Genomic DNA, 16,175 nt, shown 5'->3' on the forward strand with positions numbered 1-16,175 from the left:
CGCCAGTAATGGTTATGATGGAGAACCGCTATGGATCACATAGCGGTTTTCGGTTGTTGTTGAGTTACACAATGAATACCACCCCCGCCAATAGCGATAGTATCAATATTAACAGTGACAATTTTACGGTTGGGAAAACAGTCCGTTAATATTTCTACAGCGGCTTTATCTGCCTTTTGATCACCAAATTCTGGCATTATCACTGCCTGTTGACAGAGATAATAATTAACATAACTGGCAGCAAATTCAGGATAGTGCTGACGGTTAACTCTGACATTTTGCGGCGTATTTAATATAGTTATATCTTTAATTTTATTCATCGCTATTAAGCTGTCTTGATTCTCTTTGGTAACACGATAATCAAAAGAATAAGTATCATTTTCCAAGTTAATAATAATACTGTTTTCATTAATAAAACGGGCATAAAAATCGATATGGCCATCGGTAATATTATAACCTTTAATACCTTTTAACCAGATAATATCCTTCAATCCTAAATAGATTTTTAACTGATCTTCTATTTGCTGGCGTGTGCAATTAGGATTACGAGCACTATTTAAGATCGAGCTTTCGGTAAATATCCCTAATCCCGAACCATTAACTTCAATACTGCCACCTTCAATGTTAATATTTGCTTTAATTAGTTGGCTTTTTGTGTAGTCCGCCATAATTTTGGCTACATGACGGTCAAAATTATGCCGCTGTTTGTTGCCCCAACCATTAAAATTAAAATCGATAGCCACCAGTTGCCCTAAACTTTTATCCAGCACAAAATTAGCGCCGCTATCCCTGATCCAGATATCATTAAGTGGTGCTTCAATATAGTTCACCGAACTGCCGAGTAAATTCCATGCAACGGGATAATTTTCAGGCGTAACCAATAAATTAACCGGTTCAAATTCAGCAATTGCTAAGGCAATATCGGCTAAATTCTGCTGTAGGCTGGCAATTAAGTGTTTTGGCCAAATGGTTGCAGACATACCAAATGACATCCAGGTGCAAGTATGTGCCTGCGATTCGTGCGGAAAGTAATACATTTTCACCTATCCTACTAAAATAATTTAACAAGCAAGCAAATAGCTAAAATTCACTGTTGTTTAAGATTAATCAGCGAAAAGCCCTTTATTTCTGGCTTAAAAGTAGATAGAGTAATCGGTCTAAAAATTATTGTCTACTGTTTTGGAGATCAATATGGCTGACCAAACGGAAAAACAACGCGCTAAGAAAAAACAGATCATTACCGCCGCCATTCACTGTTTTGTTGAAAAAGGGTTTCATGCCACTTCAACGGCGGAAATATGTAAAGCCGCTGGCATGAGTCCCGGAAATTTATTCCATTACTATCCAACTAAAAATTCCATTATTGAAGCCATTGCTTTACAAGATCAGGCCGATTTTGCCACGCTACTACAGATAGAACAGGCCAATAGTTCGGCCATTGAAACTGTTATTACTATGATGACCAGGCTATTACAACTTTATAATGAGCCAACCTATGCTCGCTTAAGTCTGGAAATTATTGCCGAAGCCAGTAGAAACCCGGTAATTAACAGCACTTTTATTGAAAATGAAAAAATTGTCAGACAACAACTGGTTGATGTCCTAAAGCATGGCGTCAGTAATGGCGAAATTGATCCAAAATTATCGATTGAAAATACTGCTTCCTGGTTAATGACCATCGCTGACGGCGCAATCGGACGTGATCTTATGGAGCCAGAGTTTGATTTGGCCAATCGTTTAGAGTCATTTATCTATATGATCAAGAAGATATTGATACCAATTAAGTAGGAGTTAATAGGATAATTGGCAAGCAAATAAAACTAAGGTATTAGCATGCGATAACTTTGATGTGGGTAATAAATTGACTTTTCAATTTAATTTATTGATTAAAAGTGACAATAGATTTTGATGACGATATAAAAAGTTCTCTGATAGAAAGTATGCTCTATATTTTGGTCAAGAAAGTCATTATACCAACCATGATTAGAATAAATCTTGAAGCAATATGTACTAGCATGAAACATGAGCCGAAGAAACAATTGCTATTTCCAATTATTGAAATTAGGAAAACAAAGCGAATGATTTACTCCTCATGTAAACAAATTGATATGGATATCTACGAATATGTTGAGATGTTCTGCAATGTTAAGCATCAGAGCGGTTTCAATAATTAGCTGTCTTTTATTGAGTATGAAAAGCGATATAAAAAATACTAATAGTAGTCTACTTAAGTAGAAAGAGATTCAACCTAAGCTTTAGAGGAAGAATAAGACATATTAGCAGCAATCTATACAGATGGAATGTGAACTAAACTAAAAACACAGTAGTAAAGAAGTTCGATATTAATAGCTAACAATATAATTCAAGTTATGAAGAAGACTTTTCAAGAAGCAATATGTCCCACTTTTTGTATATTAATAGCTCTAGGACCTTTTGGTTTTTTTTCAACACCGAAACTGACGAGATCTCCTTCCGAAAGTTCTGTTCCCCCTTTTGGCAATTGATCATAAAAGAAAAATACATCTTTACCTTTAGTCCTTCTGATGAAGCCAAAACCTTTAAAAGGATCGTAAGTATGTATAACTCCAAACTCACGAGCAACCGTTTCATCACTCAAGCCAATACTCCTTATTGGTCGGTACATTTAAATAATGAGATTTCATTTTTTTAATTAGTACTTTTGCTAAAGCGGGGTGAGAGCGCTTTAAAATACCCAACTTAAATATCAGTCTATTATAATCTCTTATTCGACCAATTTTTTGATGGTGCTCTTTGGGTACTTGCAGTGATTTATTTGTTAATTTTTTCAATTTATAAGCTGTATTATTATCGTATTGGGGCAATACTAATCTAAGCCGTTCTCTTAAATTTTTGGCTTGAGAGTGATCTAACCTCACCAATTTAGCCACCTTCCCTGAAGTTTTATTCCAAAGCTCATGATATTCTGAATTAGTTTTCCTGTCATTATACTGCAGCTCACAATTATATACTAACTGCCTAATATAACGCTGCTCTTTTCTCCTTACTTTCGGTTTTTTATGCTCAACCCATAATCCAGTAACTTCAAAACCTTTATTTGCCTTTCCTCTATATTCAATTTTTGTTTTTTTTGTATTTAATCTCAATTCGTAGGATCTAAACATTGCCACAACATTTTTAATTAAATTAGTACACTTAATACTATCTAAATTTTTTTCAGAAGAAAGGGTCACGTCATCAAGCAATCTTGAATATTTAACATCCTTACCCCTAAAGGCTGAAACAAGGCTGTATTCTGAATTAAAAAATACTAAATTTGCGAGATAGCTAGAAGTACATCCACCTTGTGGAACACGTCCCCTATAAGTTGTTAATGTTGTTAAAATAGTAGAAACATCGTCTGGAAATTTAAAAAAATATTTAAATACAGAAAATACTTTATCAGCTTTTATATTTGTATAAAATTTTTTAATATCGAGGCTAATTAATGTTTCCGCATGAGAGTGTATCTTAGCGTTCTCAACATAATCCCGTTTAACTTCGGATTTTATTCCACCTTGTAAATATAAAGGATATTCAACTTTTTCGAAAATTCTTGAGTTAATTCGTTTCTGTATTTTTTTAAGTTCATACTTAGGTTCAAATACTGTTCTATTTTTATTAGCTAAATCATAAGTAGAATAAGATGATTCTACCTTATCGGCAATAGAACACAGTAATTTAGGGTGTATACCTAATGTTCTGGCAAGAGCTTCAATAGAAGCAATAGCATTAAAAGGGTAATAAGGCTTATCCATAAACCACCAATACAAAAAGAAAGGAGTCAATCGTTAGAAGTGGTTAAACATCTGCTTAAAGAAGATAACCACTACAGTAACGATCACAGGAATATAGTCTGATACCAGTCCTATTTTCCGTGAGCTCTGGTCAACTTGTGTTTTTGTCTCGTACTCGGCTTCGAATATCGATTCAGTGTTCTTTGTAATGCGTTTATATTTGAGTGTTAGCTTACGCATAAACATAAATCTCCTTATTGTTGGTTTAAAATTCGCCAGACCAACCAAAAGAGCCACAGAAATAATTTAATTGACCACTGAGCTGACTCCTAACTTATCGCCAGACAACTGTCGCTTATTAGACCTATCTATATCTGCCTTCAGCTGAGTTCGAGAAAAATTCCCATAGAACCCCAGGAGTCCGGTCATGATCCTTTCGGATCGCTCATGTTAGAGAGCATCGATTTTCTGTGTAAATCAACAAATATAAAACACTAGAACCACAAATAGGCGAATAACACCTACGCATACATGCTAAAACGGCATTCATGCATAGTCAATCACTTATATCCATAATAAATAAATGGATTTTAAAAAATATACATCGATCACATCAATAAATTAGGTGTGCGCAAAATCTTTACAAAATACAATTGAAACACTCGAATCAATGTCACAATAATTCAAAATAAACCATAACAACAAAACAAGGATAAAAAAATTTACAGAAATCCTAATACTCCTGTAAACTTTTTATCTAACCTATTATTAATATATATATATTTAAAATAAAACTTAAACCAAATCAAGTGGTTAGCATCTCTCAAAACGGAATATCATCATCAAAATCCATTGGTGGTTCAGCCGGTGTCGCGGGAGCGGTTTTACCGGAATGGGCAGCTGGCGCTGATGCTGGCGCGTTACCACTAAACTGCTGGCTTGCTTGTGGCTGTTGCGGTTGTTGTGGTTGTCCCCAGCCACTGGCTGGATTATTTTGTGACATACCCTCTTGTGAGCCACCACGCGCCCCTAACATTTGCATGGTTCCACCAATATTCACCACCACTTCGGTAGAGTAGCGATCCTGGCCATTTTGATCTTGCCATTTACGGGTTTGTAGTGAGCCTTCAATATAAACTTGTGAACCTTTACGTAAATATTCACCTGCCACTTCCGCCAGCTTGCCAAAGATCACAACACGGTGCCATTCTGTTTTTTCCCGCATTTCGCCACTTTGCTTATCACGCCAACTTTCAGAGGTGGCCAGCGTAAGATTCGCAACCGCACCACCATTTGGCATATAACGAATTTCAGGATCTTGTCCCAAGTTGCCGATAAGTATGACTTTGTTAACGCCTCTGCTGGCCATTCGATACTCCTGATGTATTAATATTTTTGCCTAAATTGAAGTGTCGCTAGTTTAACATGCGAACACGCTATTGAATATGGAAACCAAACCGTTGCGATTAAGGTTTGCGAAACGCCTTAGAAAATTATACTGCAATATTGCTAAATTTTTTTAAGTTTGACGATTAAATTGCAGAATATGAACGCCTATACTGTACTGTATATTCATTCAGCCAAAATTGTGTAATAATAAAACGTTTTATTTACTGTTTGAATGTGTTCTCATCCGGGATGTGGTATATGGATAACATTGAAGTCAGAGGTGCGCGCACCCATAATTTAAAAAATATCAATTTAATTATTCCTCGCGATAAATTGATTGTTATTACTGGGTTATCAGGCTCAGGAAAATCTTCCCTGGCATTTGATACCCTGTATGCAGAAGGCCAGCGCCGCTATGTTGAATCACTGTCTGCCTATGCCCGGCAGTTTTTATCCTTAATGGAAAAACCGGATGTTGATCATATTGAAGGACTATCACCGGCCATTTCGATTGAGCAAAAATCCACCTCACACAACCCACGCTCAACGGTAGGTACGATCACCGAAATCCACGATTATTTGCGGTTGTTGTTTGCCCGGGTTGGTGAACCTCGCTGTCCTGATCACGATACGCCGTTAGCAGCGCAAACAGTTAGCCAGATGGTTGATAACGTCCTGGCGCTGCCGGAAGGCAAGCGGTTAATGTTGCTGGCACCGGTAGTTAAAGAGCGTAAAGGTGAACATATTAAGCTATTGGATAATCTGGCCGCACAGGGTTATATTCGTGCCCGCATTGATGGCGAAGTTTGCGATCTCTCCGATCCGCCTAAATTAGAACTGCATAAAAAGCATACTATAGAAGCGGTCGTTGACCGTTTTAAAGTTCGTGCCGCGCTAGCGCAACGGCTGGCTGAGTCGTTTGAAACTACGCTTGAGTTATCAGGCGGTACTGCGGTTATCGCTGATATGGATGACAGTAAGGCAACTGAACTCGTTTTCTCCGCTAATTTTGCCTGCCCAATCTGCGGTTATAGCATGAGTGAATTAGAGCCGCGCCTGTTTTCCTTTAATAATCCAGCAGGAGCTTGTAGCTCTTGTGATGGACTCGGTGTACAACAATTTTTCGACCCGGAACGCGTGATCCAAAACGAGGAAATTTCTTTAGCTGGCGGGGCAATACGCGGTTGGGATCGACGTAATTTTTATTATTTCCAGATGCTACAATCGTTAGCTAAACACTATAAATTTGATGTCGAAGCCACGTTTAGTTCGTTAGATCCGGCGATCAAGCAAGTGATCTTATATGGCTCCGGCAAAGAAGCAATTGAATTTAAATATCAAAACGATCGCGGCGATGTTACGGTAAGGTGCCATCCCTTTGAAGGGGTGATCCATAATATGGAGCGCCGTTATAAAGAAACCGAATCAATGGCCGTGCGCGAGGAACTGGCAAAATATATCAATAATCGGCCATGTATAGCCTGTCATGGCACCCGTTTACGGCAAGAAGCCCGTTATGTGTTTATTGAAAATACCACCCTACCAGAAATTTCAGATTTTAGTATCGGCCATGCAATGGCATTTTTCCAAACTTTGCAGCTCAGTGGGCAACGTGCACAAATTGCGGAAAAGATTCTGAAAGAAATTAACGATCGATTAAAATTCTTGGTCAATGTAGGATTAAATTACCTGACCCTCTCTCGCTCAGCTGAGACCTTATCCGGTGGCGAAGCGCAACGCATACGGCTAGCAAGTCAAATTGGTGCCGGTTTAGTTGGTGTCATGTATGTATTGGACGAACCTTCGATTGGTTTACATCAACGAGATAATGATCGGCTGTTACAGACCTTGCTGCATTTACGAAATTTAGGCAATACGGTTATTGTGGTCGAGCATGATGAAGATGCGATCCGCGCCGCCGATCATATTATCGATATCGGCCCGGGAGCAGGTATACATGGAGGATGCATCGTTGCTCAAGGCAGCCTGGACGATATTATTAGCAATCCAGATTCATTAACCGGTAAGTATCTTAGTGGTGAGCGCAAAATTGCCATCCCACTCAAACGAGTACCACTCGATGCAGAAAAAATCTTAAAGTTGATTGGTGCCCAAGGTAATAATCTAAAAAATGTCACACTGGAACTACCTGTTGGCTTATTTACCTGTATTACTGGCGTTTCCGGCTCAGGTAAATCAACCTTGATCAATGATACCTTGTTTCCTATTGCCCAGCGGCAATTAAATAAAGCTACCAATGCAACCCCGGCGCCTTATACCGATATTGAAGGATTACAATTCTTCGATAAAGTGATTGATATTGACCAAAGTCCGATCGGCCGAACCCCCCGCTCTAATCCAGCTACCTATACCGGAGTATTTACGCCGGTACGGGAATTATTTGCTGGTGTACCTGAGTCTCGGGCGCGAGGTTATACCCCTGGACGGTTCAGTTTTAATGTCAAAGGTGGACGCTGTGAAGCTTGTCAGGGGGATGGAGTGATCAAAGTTGAAATGCATTTTCTGCCCGATGTCTATGTTCCCTGTGATCATTGCAAGGGCAAACGCTATAATCGTGAAACGTTAGAGATCAAATATAAAGGCAAAAATATTCACGAAGTGTTAGAAATGACTATTGAGGAAGCGCGTGAATATTTTTCCGCTGTCCCCTCGCTAGCGCGAAAATTGCAAACATTAATCGACGTGGGACTTTCTTATATTCGTTTAGGCCAATCGGCAACCACTTTATCCGGAGGTGAAGCACAACGGGTTAAGTTATCTCGCGAACTTTCCAAACGCGGTACCGGCCAAACGCTCTATATTTTGGATGAACCGACCACCGGTTTACATTTTGCTGATATTCAACAACTGTTGCATGTATTACATCAACTCCGTGATCAGGGCAATACAATCGTGATCATTGAACACAATTTAGACGTGATAAAAACAGCCGACTGGATTGTTGATTTGGGTCCAGAAGGCGGTAGTGGTGGTGGTGAGATCTTATTCGCCGGTACACCTGAGCAGATTGTAAAATGTAAGCAATCACATACCGGTCAGTTTTTAAAACCGATCCTAAAACGTGGTTATTAATAAGCCATTATTTCCGCTATAGAAAACTGAACAATCGCCCGGCTCTGCTGCTGGGAGCACTATTGCTCAACATTATTGTTACCAATGACAATCAGAACGGAATATTTGCTATAATAAGAAACGCTTTGTAGTGCTAGTACCTGCCAGCCCCTTTTCACGCTCTTAATCTGTTTGAGTATCGATTTTGATTGATTGCATAAACGCAAAAATTTCCATCCATTCTATTATTAACACAAAATTAACAATGTGAACGCGTTTATCAGCAAAGATAATGTTAAGTTTATCATTTTTATTTATCTTGCTTTTTATCCGAGTTTCAAGTGTCAAAGATAAATAGCGCTTTTCAACTCTATTTTAGCAAACAGTTTATCATTACAGTATTACTCTATATTTAATTAACCCGCTATTAGATTCTGTTAAGACAAAAATTACATTATTGAGTGATTGCGTTATCTGGTTAAAAAATTAATAAATACGATAGTTAACACCCACAAAAAGAGAGTGAAAAATGAACAATTTTGACAAGCATGACTTAACTAATTTGGTTGGCAAACACCTCGTATATACTTATGAAAACGGCTGGCAGCATGAAATTTACATAAAAAACGACAACACCGTGGATTATCGGGTCTGTAGTGGTTCCGCCAGTAACCGATGTGTAAAAGATCAATCTGCCTATATTGTACAGATCGGACTGAACATATATAAAGCATCCTGGACAGAACCAACCGGAACAAGTATTAGTGTAATTTTAAATCTTCGGATCCAATTGTTGCACTGTACCGCATTCTTTCCGCGCTGGGTCATCGAGGAACCAGAAAAAACCGCCTGTTTTCAGAATGACCATCTAAATGAAATGGAAGCCTATCGTGAAGCTGGGCCTACCTACCCGATCGAAATCATGGATGAATTTGCCACCATTACTGCTGTGCATAGTTGTGATTTAAATAATGACGGCGTAATTTCCTGTGCCACTAATGAACAAGCAAAATAACGCTAGTAAAAGCTTCGATAGGCCATCTACCGACTGATATGACAGAATAAAATGTGGATAGTTAAGTTCATCAATATAAAAACTATTTTGTTAACCAAAAGCTATCGCAAACATTTGATACCACGGATGGTGATGAAGAATTTGATAAAGAAAACCGCTAAATCAATTAATGGCTTATATTAAACCAGCAATGCACAAATAACGTGCCGACTTTTTTGCTCATAGTGCCCATGCCATAAAATTGTTAATAATTTGTTATTTTTTTATCAATCCGTTCTATACTATTAGCTCACTAATTATTAAGGAAGAAAATGTTGGCTTTTGCTTCTTATGCCGCCTTCCTCCTTACACAGATCGCGAAAATGGTGAAAAAAGTTGCAAATAGTCATTTAAGAGTAATTTACATGCTTAATATACCCAGCTCTTTATCAGTAAAGGGTAAATGTAAAATACTTTGATTAGTGACTTAAATTACAACTGTTTTTGGGCGGCAATAGAACCGGTTTAGCAAATAAAATAATCGTGTTTGTTAGCGTTTACTTTCTAAAAAATTATATAAAAATCAATATTCTGGGTTAATTAACCCAATAAATATTTTAACATAAATAAAATTTACGAGAGCTATCAATTATGTTTGATAATCTTTTTTATCCCAATAATGAAAAAAGAGCGGTAAGACTGACAGAACTTGTCGCCGACAATTCCACGGCAGTCGGTAATATTTCACAACAACATACCAAATACGAAATAGCAATAAATAACGCAAATGAAGCGATACGCAAAGCATACAAGGTTGTTGGAACACCAGTAAAATTTCATGATATCGATTTTGTCGCAGAGTCAAAAACACATAAAATTTTAATTAGTGTTGCTGACGTCATTACACCGATGCTTACCTATGGCATCGCTAACAAAGCCTTGTCTCTAGCCGCTAAATCATATCTTCTGCAACAAGGGCGTATTGGTGAAGCTGCCTTTATTAAATTAGTAGGTCTACCAAAGTGGTTTAGAGTGGGCACTGTATTCGGTGGGATCGCAGCGGCTGTTCTAGTTCAAGGCATTATTGATTCAGTCACAGGGGCGGTACAACGGAAAAATTTGCAAGACAAAATTAAAGAGTCGGTTGATCCCAGGTTCAAATTAAAAAAAGCTGAACTGACGAATGAAATTGTTATCAGTAAACTGAATGTTGTCACCACGTCAGTTTCAGTCGTCTTAGACGCCTTAGGGCCTGATGTATCGAAAGAGCAGATAGACAAAATCATTGACAATTCGATAAAACGAAACTAAGTTGAACTGAATAACATCGATTCTTTAACCAACACGACTCTGGCTGCTCTTGACAAATCCAGAGGTTCTTGGACCGATGAGGATTAATGGTTACTTAACCAGTATTTAATAGATCTTATTGAATAACAAATCTAGTCACGCAATTTTATCGCCTGAAACCAATGCTCAGTTGCTTGTGACGCTTATTGCGCTAGCGAAAACCAAAGATGATTGCAATGTAATTTTGCTAAAGCTTAAACCGCTATTACCAACATAATGGCAATCATTGGCGTTTTTAAATTAAAACTAATTAATTGAATGAGGTGAAAATGAGCTTTTGGAGTGATTTTGCCGATGGCTTTACCAGTGTCTACACAAAATATCTTCCCGGGTTATTTACCGGCGATACCTATTTCCCAGACAATCCAGTTAGGGAAGCCCGAGCGCATGAAATAGCGGTAGATTGTCAAACCTATGCCAGCAAAAATGCGCTATCGATTAAGGAAATCCAAGACAATGTAGTCGAGTTGAATAATTATCTTAAGGGAATGTATGAAAAAGAAATAAATGATGAAAAGATTAAATTTGAGAAATTCTCCTTTAACACATTAAATTTTGAAATACCAGCAATGATCGCCCCAATTATTACCGCGAACATTGTATCAGAGTCTATAACTGTCGGTGCAACAAGTTACTTAGTCTCTACAGGATAAATCGGCGCAGCAGCGCTTGTTGAGTTAGTTGGATTACCTGCCTCCTTCGAAATCGCTTCTATGGCAGCATCTGGAGGAGCTACCATCGGGGTTGTACTTGCTATCGGTTCGGTGGTTGGAAAAATTAAACGAGATAAACTGCAGAAAGCGATTCATGACGGCTATCAATCTCGCTTTAAACTAGCAAAAGCAGCCAATATTAATCACTCAATTTCTCAATCTATAAAAGTGATCAATGCCAGTATTTCAGAGCTAAAGGGAGTCGATGTGCCTTTCGCTGCGATAGAAGAACATATTTCTGAATTGATAACAAAACAACTAAATAGCATTAACGAAAATAGTCAATATTCAACAATGATTGAGCTACAAAATTTGGATGTAAATCGAGGTTCTTGGACCGATGAGGACGGATCTGTTTAAATAGCTAAATAATGTCTGTACAGATCCAACCCCCTAACCGCATCAAGAAAAATTAAACTGACAACAGCACAGAAAAATTTCGCGCGTAACGACAAAGTCATAACCCTTGGTTGTTAATAAAGTGTGAAAAAAATCATAAAATAGAACGGCTCTTGCTACTAGACTCCTAATCTTAAACTACAGTTAATTCATTTAATTATATTAAATATGAGTTTTAATGCCATTGAGTGCAATGGCATTAATGTTAAATAATTGTAAAAAAAGAGGAAGCACTAAATGGCTTTGACTAAGGAAATAAACGGTACTAATAATGATGACATATTAATAGGTAATCAAGGAAATGATGCCATTTCAGGTGATGCAGGCAATGATATAATATCTGGTAATGCCGGAGATGATACCATATCAGGTAATGCCGGAGACGATACCATATTAGGTGATGCAGGAGACGATAACCTATCAGGTAATGCGGGCAACGATACCATATTAGGTGATACAGGAGATGATAACCTATCAGGTAATGCCGGAGATGATACCATATTAGGTGATGAAGGAGATGATAAACTAGCAGGTAATGCTGGAAATGATATCATATTAGGAGATGCCGGAGATGATGAAATATTTGGTGATGCAGGAAACGATCAAATATCAGGCGGATCAGGAAACGATAGCATATCAGGTGGTTCTGGCGACGATATGCTATCAGGTGGCTCCGGTGATGATACACTAAGAGGTGACTCTGGAAATGATAGAATATTAGGCGGTTCTGGCGATGATACAATGTATGGTGATGCTGGAAATGATATCATGTCAGGAGACTCTGGAAACGATATACTATCGGGTGGTTTAGGTAATGATACCCTATTAGGCGGTTCTGGAGACGATAAAATATCGGGTGATGCAGGCAATGATATAATATCAGGTGGCTTAGGACGGGATACACTAACAGGCTATTTTAGTGATAAACAATCAGAAGGAAATAAAGGAAATGATACTTTTAAGTATCTATCCTTTAATGATTCTCTATCCGCATCACCAGATAAAATAACTGATTTTGAAACTGGTAGCGATAAAATAGATATCTCTTCTTTAAAGAAAATTAATAATTGTGATGTTATGATTAAGTTGGTAAATAAGTTTTCCAAGCAAAAAAATGAAATGATAATTAATTATAATAAAACAGAAAATTTAACCAAATTAATGCTTGATCATGATGGCGACGGACAAGCAGAGTTTCAAATCGACATCATCGGCACCGTTGATCCGGCAAAGGATATTATCATTTAACCTGCAAAAAACTAATTTTAGCCAGCAGCCCACCAACTTATTACTGATTGAGCGGGTTGCTTTACTCAGCACTGCATCTTGTTACGATATATTAATTGGCTACCAATCTTCTTGCTCAAAGCACACTCTCTTATCACCAAGCGCCTTAATTAGCTTGATATGGCGGTCTGTTACTTTTAATCCCTAGGTTCGAAATCCTAGCAACACTTCTGGCACCCAAACTATCAAAGACTTCCTTACCTTTTAGGGTAAGCTGGACTGTATCTAGCCGCAAGGCAGAAATTGTTTATGCACTTTGCGCATTTAATATAGAAATTATTACCGGCAAAAATTCGACTAACGACTAGCCGGGAAGCTAATTTGTAAGCCACTTTTTCCGATTAAACAAATTGCCTTAGCACTGGAGCGATTTCAGCAAACCAGTCTATTTTCATTTGATCTCAGAATTAGGTTTTAGATTTTTGCTGACACAAGTACTCATGCCAGCGCCATTTGTTCTGACAATATATGCTTTAACCTTGTTACTTATCCGGTGTTATTAATTGTGCCGTGATGGTTTCGTTATTGCTGTAGTTAATCACTTGTTTGGCTTCTAGGATCAGATTACCGGTTTGCGTTGAGATAGCCGCCGCATTACTTTCAATCCTTTCACTTGGCTCACCTCTGGCATTTTTCTGCAGCCAAAGATTGTTATAGGCTTCAATTTTAGCGCTTTCACCCTGATTGCTGATGATATTACTAAATAGATGCATATTTTGTTGAGCGGTTATTTTACCTTGATTAATTAGGCTATTGCTTTCAATTAATAGATTTTGCTGAGATAAAATTTCACTAGTTGCAGGGATTATAACGGCTGGCGCTTTGGCAGTTAAATGACGTTTAGTGGTAATATGGCCTAGCGTCAGTTTGCCTTTAGCAGAAACAAATAAATCTCTTTCACTAGTTTTAATATTATCCAGCTTAACTTCACATTTTGGCTCGGTGGCAATTATTTTAACTCGATTGGCATAGATCCCACCCGATCCTGTAATACTAACAGCAAATTGTGGTTTTAGGCTCGGGCTAGTTATTTGGGAAATCTTTCCAGTGTGATAATCAATCGCATTACTGCCTGGCAATAAGCTAATAGTTTTGCCGAGAATACTGGCATTGATAGTAACAGTACGGCTGATCATCTCTGCATAATCTTGACTACCACTATAGAGTCCTTTATTAAGGATCCTAATATCACCTTTTTTCACCCTAAGATGGGCAAATTCGCCTCGTTGATTCAGTGCCGGCTGGCCCGTTGTTAAGGTTAATCCACCAATATTGCTGAAATGACAGCCATCACAGCTGATGCCATTAGGATTAGCGATGATCACATCCGCTTTCCTACCTGCAATTTCCAATTTGCCCTTAAGCTGTGAAGAAGATGAGCCGGTTACTTCATTAATGATCAAGCTTGCTGCCCGCTCAACCAGCTGTTCATTTTTAGCCAGTTGACCAACTAGTTCACTATGAGTGGATCGGATGGCATTGTTCAAGACCGCACCTTGCGGCGGTATATTGAATTGCTGATAGTGATTATGAGAAATACCCGCCTGATTTGGCGCAGCTATATTGATGATAGGAATTTGATTTTTAACCGATAGCTGAGTTTGGTCATTTATCGCTTGGATAGTGGAACTGAAAACCGGCAACAGAGGATAACTGGCAATAAGATAAACTATTTTGGTGCTATAACGAATAATTTTATTTTTCATTGCATTACCTATATTCTATTTTTGCATAAATATGAGGGTGAAAATTAACGTCTCAAAATAGAAAACAAAAATTTAATAGGCAATATATAATAATCAACAATTTAATTAGTTATTCTAATAATGATCATTATTTTTAACTATAATTCAATATGTTAAATTTAATTAATGGTATTTTGTTTTTATTCCTAGAATTAAATATGATTTCTATAATTTTATGTTTAATAAATAAAAGCCAGTGTTTAGATAATCACTGGCTTTAATAGAATCATTGATGGTAATTAAATTTAGTTAACGACTTACTGCGGCAAAAGCCTGAGCAATCCTTTGAACATTATGTTGATTAACACCCGCCATACAAATACGCCCTGTGCTAACCAAATATATCGCGAACTCCTCACGTAAACGCGCAACCTGTTCTGGGCTAAAGCCGGTGTAACTAAACATACCATGCTGCTTTAGTAGGTGATCAAAGTTTTTCTCAGGTAACACATTTTTCAAATTGCTAACTAGCATTGTACGCATAGCAAAGATGCGCTGGCGCATCGATTCTACCTCACTTAACCATTCAGTGCGTAATGAATCATTGGTTAGCACATGTTCGACAATTTTAGCGCCATTTGACGGCGGGCTCGAATAGAGACGACGTACACCCGCCTTTAGTTGGCCAAATACCCGTTCACACTGTTGTTGATTTTGGCAAATAATAGATAGACCGCCAACCCGATCACCGTATAAACCAAAAATCTTGGAAAATGAATTACTGACAAATACCGGTAAGCCAGCCTGAGCCATTGTGCGAATAGCATAAACGTCCTCATCCATACTTTTAGCAAATCCCTGATAAGCCATATCAAGAAAAGGAATAAGATGACGCGCTTTTGCCACTTCGGTTATTTGATCCCATTGCTGCGCTGTTAAATCCGAGCCGGTCGGATTATGACAACATGGATGCATAAAGATAATACTTTTGCTGGCAGTTGTTTGAATGTTGCCAGCATTTCTGCAAATTTTACCCCTTTGGTCTCGACATCAAAATAGGGGTAATAATGGACGTTAATGCCTGATCCCATAAAGATAGAAGCATGATTTTCCCATGTCGGATCACTACACCAAACCTCTGAAGCAGGAAAATAACGATGTAAAAAATCGGCTCCTAGTTTTAAGGCTCCTGATCCTCCAATAGTCTGTACTGTTGCAATACGTTGCTCTTTTATTAGTGGGTTATCCGCACCAAAAAGCAGCTTTTGAACCGCTAACCGATAGTTATGTAATCCTTCCATCGGCAAATAGAGGGAGGCTATAGCGGGTAATTGGTTAAGCTCTGTTTTTGCTTTACCAACAGTTCCAAGTTGAGGAGTATACCCTTTGCCGTCATAATAAAGGCCAATGCTAAGGTTAATTTTATTTTCACGGGGATCCTTATTAAATTCATCCATCAATGATAGGATAGGATCACCCGCAAAGGCATCAACATTCTGAAACACTTAAAATTCTCCCTACTATCAGCACA

12 protein-coding genes and 1 pseudogene are annotated in these 16,175 nt (G+C 38.1%); 7 read left to right on the plus strand and 6 right to left on the minus strand.

Annotated elements, in window-relative coordinates:
* Nucleotides 1-35 precede the first annotated feature (35 nt).
* A complete protein-coding gene (locus LDL57_RS13280; RefSeq protein WP_180559505.1) occupies nucleotides 36-1,037 on the minus strand; it encodes an agmatine deiminase family protein in 1,002 nt (333 codons plus the stop codon).
* A gap of 154 nt (nucleotides 1,038-1,191) precedes the next feature.
* Between LDL57_RS13280 and LDL57_RS13285 the strand changes: the two genes are divergently transcribed.
* Nucleotides 1,192-1,788: a TetR/AcrR family transcriptional regulator gene (locus LDL57_RS13285; RefSeq protein ID WP_180559504.1), complete on the plus strand. Its 597-nt coding sequence runs from the start codon at nucleotides 1,192-1,194 to the stop codon at nucleotides 1,786-1,788.
* Nucleotides 1,789-2,383: 595 nt separating this feature from the next.
* On the opposite strand, the gene LDL57_RS13290 is transcribed toward LDL57_RS13285, so the two are convergent.
* The 3 genes from LDL57_RS13290 to LDL57_RS13300 form a co-directional block, all read right to left on the minus strand.
* A complete protein-coding gene (locus LDL57_RS13290; protein ID WP_202881804.1) occupies nucleotides 2,384-2,617 on the minus strand; it encodes a retron Se72 family effector protein in 234 nt (77 codons plus the stop codon).
* The gene (locus LDL57_RS13295) at nucleotides 2,610-3,776 is read right to left on the minus strand and encodes a reverse transcriptase family protein (protein WP_225505923.1); all 1,167 of its coding nucleotides are present in this window, start codon (nucleotides 3,774-3,776) and stop codon (nucleotides 2,610-2,612) included. Before LDL57_RS13295 ends, LDL57_RS13290 begins: the two co-directional genes overlap by 8 nt.
* 802 nt (nucleotides 3,777-4,578) lie before the next feature.
* Nucleotides 4,579-5,124 (minus strand): single-stranded DNA-binding protein, encoded by a 546-nt coding sequence (locus LDL57_RS13300; RefSeq protein ID WP_180559501.1) that lies wholly within the window; start codon nucleotides 5,122-5,124, stop codon nucleotides 4,579-4,581.
* Nucleotides 5,125-5,402: 278 nt separating this feature from the next.
* Between LDL57_RS13300 and uvrA the strand changes: the two genes are divergently transcribed.
* The 6 genes from uvrA to LDL57_RS13330 all read left to right on the plus strand — a co-directional run bounded on the left by uvrA (nucleotide 5,403) and on the right by LDL57_RS13330 (nucleotide 12,920).
* A complete protein-coding gene (gene uvrA, locus LDL57_RS13305) occupies nucleotides 5,403-8,237 on the plus strand; it encodes an excinuclease ABC subunit UvrA (protein WP_180559500.1) in 2,835 nt (944 codons plus the stop codon).
* 508 nt (nucleotides 8,238-8,745) lie between these two features.
* Nucleotides 8,746-9,231: a phenolic acid decarboxylase gene (locus tag LDL57_RS13310; RefSeq protein WP_180559499.1), complete on the plus strand. Its 486-nt coding sequence runs from the start codon at nucleotides 8,746-8,748 to the stop codon at nucleotides 9,229-9,231.
* 630 nt (nucleotides 9,232-9,861) lie between these two features.
* Nucleotides 9,862-10,521, plus strand: a complete 660-nt coding sequence (locus tag LDL57_RS13315; RefSeq protein WP_225505925.1) for a hypothetical protein — start codon at nucleotides 9,862-9,864, stop codon at nucleotides 10,519-10,521.
* A 308-nt stretch (nucleotides 10,522-10,829) separates the two neighbouring features.
* Nucleotides 10,830-11,213 (plus strand): hypothetical protein, encoded by a 384-nt coding sequence (locus LDL57_RS13320; protein ID WP_180559497.1) that lies wholly within the window; start codon nucleotides 10,830-10,832, stop codon nucleotides 11,211-11,213.
* Between the two features lie 60 nt (nucleotides 11,214-11,273).
* Nucleotides 11,274-11,633 carry a hypothetical protein gene (locus tag LDL57_RS13325; protein ID WP_180559496.1) on the plus strand — a complete coding sequence of 120 codons (360 nt, stop codon included), beginning with the start codon at nucleotides 11,274-11,276 and terminating at the stop codon, nucleotides 11,631-11,633.
* 276 nt (nucleotides 11,634-11,909) lie between these two features.
* Nucleotides 11,910-12,920, plus strand: coding sequence for a calcium-binding protein (locus LDL57_RS13330; RefSeq protein WP_225505934.1), 1,011 nt, complete (start codon nucleotides 11,910-11,912; stop codon nucleotides 12,918-12,920).
* Between the two features lie 521 nt (nucleotides 12,921-13,441).
* On the opposite strand, the gene LDL57_RS13335 is transcribed toward LDL57_RS13330, so the two are convergent.
* Together LDL57_RS13335 and LDL57_RS13340 are read right to left on the minus strand one after the other, a co-directional pair.
* Nucleotides 13,442-14,665 (minus strand): filamentous hemagglutinin N-terminal domain-containing protein, encoded by a 1,224-nt coding sequence (locus LDL57_RS13335; protein WP_225505936.1) that lies wholly within the window; start codon nucleotides 14,663-14,665, stop codon nucleotides 13,442-13,444.
* A 288-nt stretch (nucleotides 14,666-14,953) separates the two neighbouring features.
* Nucleotides 14,954-16,149: pseudogene (locus LDL57_RS13340) on the minus strand (amino acid aminotransferase).
* Nucleotides 16,150-16,175: the final 26 nt, after the last annotated feature.

It is taken from the genome of Arsenophonus apicola (assembly GCF_020268605.1).
GTDB lineage: Bacteria > Pseudomonadota > Gammaproteobacteria > Enterobacterales > Enterobacteriaceae > Arsenophonus > Arsenophonus apicola.

Coding starts and splice junctions, on each gene's coding strand:
- LDL57_RS13280 (WP_180559505.1), bottom strand. CDS start 1,037: ATGTATTACTTTCCGCACGAATCGCAGGCACATACTTGCACCTGGATG.
- LDL57_RS13285 (WP_180559504.1), top strand. CDS start 1,192: ATGGCTGACCAAACGGAAAAACAACGCGCTAAGAAAAAACAGATCATT.
- LDL57_RS13295 (WP_225505923.1), bottom strand. CDS start 3,776: ATGGATAAGCCTTATTACCCTTTTAATGCTATTGCTTCTATTGAAGCT.
- LDL57_RS13300 (WP_180559501.1), bottom strand. CDS start 5,124: ATGGCCAGCAGAGGCGTTAACAAAGTCATACTTATCGGCAACTTGGGA.
- uvrA (WP_180559500.1), top strand. CDS start 5,403: ATGGATAACATTGAAGTCAGAGGTGCGCGCACCCATAATTTAAAAAAT.
- LDL57_RS13310 (WP_180559499.1), top strand. CDS start 8,746: ATGAACAATTTTGACAAGCATGACTTAACTAATTTGGTTGGCAAACAC.
- LDL57_RS13315 (WP_225505925.1), top strand. CDS start 9,862: ATGTTTGATAATCTTTTTTATCCCAATAATGAAAAAAGAGCGGTAAGA.
- LDL57_RS13320 (WP_180559497.1), top strand. CDS start 10,830: ATGAGCTTTTGGAGTGATTTTGCCGATGGCTTTACCAGTGTCTACACA.
- LDL57_RS13325 (WP_180559496.1), top strand. CDS start 11,274: ATGGCAGCATCTGGAGGAGCTACCATCGGGGTTGTACTTGCTATCGGT.
- LDL57_RS13330 (WP_225505934.1), top strand. CDS start 11,910: ATGGCTTTGACTAAGGAAATAAACGGTACTAATAATGATGACATATTA.
- LDL57_RS13335 (WP_225505936.1), bottom strand. CDS start 14,665: ATGAAAAATAAAATTATTCGTTATAGCACCAAAATAGTTTATCTTATT.